Annotated in this window: 4 protein-coding genes; all 4 read right to left on the minus strand. The window is 70.2% G+C overall.

Features of this window, described 5'->3' with window-relative positions:
* Positions 1-400: serine hydrolase domain-containing protein (locus tag VFZ70_09240; GenBank protein ID HEX6255981.1), on the minus strand; the 400-nt coding region annotated here is incomplete at its 3' end.
* Positions 286-822 (minus strand): serine hydrolase domain-containing protein, encoded by a 537-nt coding sequence (locus VFZ70_09245; GenBank protein ID HEX6255982.1) that lies wholly within the window; start codon positions 820-822, stop codon positions 286-288. The genes VFZ70_09245 and VFZ70_09240, both read right to left, overlap by 115 nt.
* Before the next feature lie 426 nt (positions 823-1,248).
* Positions 1,249-2,184: an alpha/beta fold hydrolase gene (locus VFZ70_09250; GenBank protein ID HEX6255983.1), complete on the minus strand. Its 936-nt coding sequence runs from the start codon at positions 2,182-2,184 to the stop codon at positions 1,249-1,251.
* Positions 2,185-2,188: 4 nt separating this feature from the next.
* Entirely contained in the window at positions 2,189-3,340 is a 1,152-nt protein-coding gene (locus VFZ70_09255; GenBank protein HEX6255984.1) for a M28 family peptidase, read from the minus strand.
* Between the last annotated feature and the right edge of the window lie 220 nt (positions 3,341-3,560).

Raw genomic sequence — 3,560 nt, forward strand, 5'->3', positions numbered from 1 at the left:
GCCGCATGAGCTCGTGCGTGGCCGGATCGTCGAACAGCGTCCCCCTCGCCCATGCCTGGCCGAAGCTGAGCACGTCGTCTGTCGTGGCGTACAGGTCTTTGAACGAGGCCATGGCACTGGGACGCTGCAGGGGTTGATCGCCGATCCAGGCAGTTGCGGGGTCGTCGACACGCGCCTTGGGCGAGTCGCCAGGTAGCCAGGTACGAGCCAGCTCGAGCGGTCCGAACAGGTGCTTGTCATACAGCATGGCCATCCGTTCGCCGGTCACGTGCTCGGCGACGACCGTCAGCAGCTGGTAGTTCGTGTGGCTGTACCGGATCCGCGGCTTGACCGAGGCAGGATCGGACGGTGGGAGTGCGGCGTGAGCCGGTCTCGAGCACGCATGACCGCGTCCTCGCACGTCCAGACGCGGTCGCCGTCCTCGACGAGCTCGTCGACCAGGCTTTTCGCACCGGGCGGGCGTTCGTCAAGCCAGTCGGGAAGCCCGCTGAGGTGGCCGAGCAGATGAACGAGAGTGAGCTGGCTGGTGTAGTCGACGCCATCGAGAACGTGAAGCCCCCTGGCGAGACGCTCCGGCAGGTAGCCGACCACCGCCTCGCTGAGCTCCACCATCCCTTGTTCGTGGAGACGCAGCACCACCGCGGCGATGTACAGCTTCGTCACGCTGGCCAAGAACCACGGTGTGCTGGCGCGCATCGCGGTCCCATCAGGCGTCGCCTGCCCGACGGGCGTCGCTCCATCTCCAGGTGCCTTGTGTGTCGGCCACACCCACCGCGGCGTGCCGCACGTTCCGCCGAGCCGCCAATCGGCGCAGCAGCACACGAAGGCGTTCGATGACGACCTCGCGTTCCACCATCACGCGGACCTTCCTTGACACGGTCTTCAGCCTCGGTCGGCACGCTCCGTGTGCAAAGAGTCGTTGGCCTCAACCCGCCGCTGCCGTTTGGCCCACAGACGGTGTCGTTGATGACCGCGGCGGACACCTCGCATGCATGCCGCCTGTCGTGGCCGTTGCGGGCGAAACAGCCAGCCGATCAGCGAGCTGGGTTTGCGCGGTTTGTTGCGTCGCCCGGCTCATGATCGGCGCGGTGGGCGCCAGGTCCAGTACCTGCCGGGGCTCGCGCCAGGCTGTTGCTGAGGCGGCGGGGAGCGGTCGACGGCGTGGGCGGTGTCGGGGACGGTGCCGGTGCGTCGGCGGCGAGCCTGGTGAGAGTCGCGTTGCTCCCGTATCTGATCTTCGGCGGAGGCTCAGGCGTTTGCTGGGGTCGTGAGGAACGCGGTGATCTCGGCGTGCGCTCTGTCGGTCTGGCCCAGTTGGAGGTGGCCGCCCGTGTCGAGGCGGACCAGGACGGCGCGGGGGATGCGGTCGGCCGCGTGCGCGGCGGCGTCGTAGGAGGCCAGCGGGTCGTCGGTGGCGTGGATGATGAGCGTCGGCACGTGCACGGCTTCCAGCGGGTAGGTGTTCATTTCGGGGTTGGAGGTGAATGCGTCGAAAATGGCGCCTTGCGCGCGTGGACGGACCGGGAAGATGCTCTCGATGAGTTCGGCGACGACCCGGGCGTCGTCTGCGTCCTTGGGGAATCCCTTGGGGACGCCCACCAGCCGTTCGAGCATCGGCGGGGTGGCGACCTTCAGCGTCCACATCGCGGGATCGGAGTAGAACGCCTTGGCCCAGCCTGGCGGCGCGATCGCTGTGGGACTGCCGGGCAGGTTGCCCGAGGAGATCACCAGATGGGTGACCCGGTCGGGGTGGCGCAGCGCGAGTTGCACGGCGGCTGACGTGCCGGCCGAGACCCCCATCACGTCGACCGTGTCGAGGTCGAGGTGGTCGAGCAGGGCGACGAACGCGTCGGCCTGGACGGCGCCGCTGGCGTTGACCGGCAGGTCCGATCCGAGGTAGCCGAAGCGTGAGGGGGCGATGACATGCCGGTCGTCCGCGAGGTCTCGTGCGGTCACCAGTCCGCCGTCGCAGCCGTGGAAGATGCCGTGGCTGACCAGCAGCGGTTCACCGTGGCCGCGTTCGGCGTACTCGACCGCGCCGAACGCGGTGGAGATCACCCGCCGGTCAACCGCGGCCAGGCGGGCGTAGGCGTCGTGGAGATCGCGCCGATAGCGACCCGCGACGACGACGACGCCGAGGACGGCCGCACCGACCAGGCTGGCGAGGAGGACGCGAGTTGACATGACGTCAGTGTTGCCGGCCGACGCTCGACGTCCCAGGGCCCAACGTCCCACCCCACCGGGTCCTGGACGGCATCGCCCACGACGGCAGCTCGTCGTGGATGCGGCTGGCCGCGGAGACCTTCGCTGGGTCGGTGGTGGGCCGTTGGACCCGGCGCGCCGTACCGATCCGCACGGTTTGACTGACGCTAGGAGCGTGTGCAGGGGTGAGTGTCATGAGCGCCGACGCGGCGTCCGGGCTGGCCGTCCGCGTACGCAACCTGCGGAAGGTGCACGGCGCCACCGTCGCGGTGGCCGACGTGTCGTTCGATGTGCATGCCGGGGAGATCTTCGGGCCGCCCGACCCGAACGGGTCGGGCAAGACCACAAGGTCGAGTGTCTGCAGGGGTTGCGGCGCGCCGACGGCGGCGACCTCGACGTCCTGGGCCCTGATCCGCGGACCGACGCTGGCGCGTCCGGCGGCTGGTGAGCAGCCAGCTTCAGGACTCGGCGCTGCCTCCACGGTTGAAGGTGTGGGAGGCGCTGCGGCTGTTCTCGGTGCTGTCCCGCAGGGGTCGCCGTGGGAGCGGCTGCTGGATGAGTGGGGGCTGGCCGAGCGGCGCGACGCCGCGTTCGGGGATCTGTCGGGCGAACAGCAGCAGCGGCTGTTCATCGCGGTGGTCGCGTCGGCGTCGCCGAACCACAGGGTAATGTCGTTGACCGGCGCCGGCCCGGCCTGGAGTGCGCGGACGGTCTCCAGCGCGGTCGCGACGCCCAGCCCGCCGTCGTTGGCGTTCAGCGAGGTCGGCAGCGAGTCGTAGTGGCTGATCAGCAGCACCGCGCCGGTGCTGTCCGTGCCGGGGATGCGGGCGATGACGTTGCGCAGGCGTCCCGCGAACACCTGTCCGAAGTCGGGCGTGGCGACGCCGTCCTCGACGATCTGCGACTCGACACCCAGCGCGTCCAGGCGCGACTGGATGGTGTCGATGGTCGCCTCGTGCGCGGGCGTGCCGATCGATCGCGGCTGCGACGCCACCGTACGCAGATAATCCATCGCCCGTTCCGCGGAGACTGCGTCGCGGGCGCCGACGCCGGCACCGCCGCCGGTGTCCAGTGAGGCAGGTAGGCGACCACGGCCCGCGGCGATCACCACCGCGATGAGCACCAGCGCCGCCCACACCGACCGCACCGCCGGTTTCCGGGTCGGGCTTCGACGCCGGTCGGCGGCCACCGTCGACGCCGGTCCCGTGGTGCCAGCAGCAAGCATTGTTTCGCGGCAGGTGCAACGTGCCGTCCGCGCGCGCCGTCCTCGACCGTCATGACCCGCTGCCCTTGTGGTCCGTGACGCGCGGGCCGGCGGCCGTGGACGGGTCCGTGCCGATACCGCCGTCGGGCAGTCC

The sequence above is a fragment of the Euzebyales bacterium genome (assembly GCA_036374135.1).
Lineage (GTDB): Bacteria > Actinomycetota > Nitriliruptoria > Euzebyales > JAHELV01 > JAHELV01.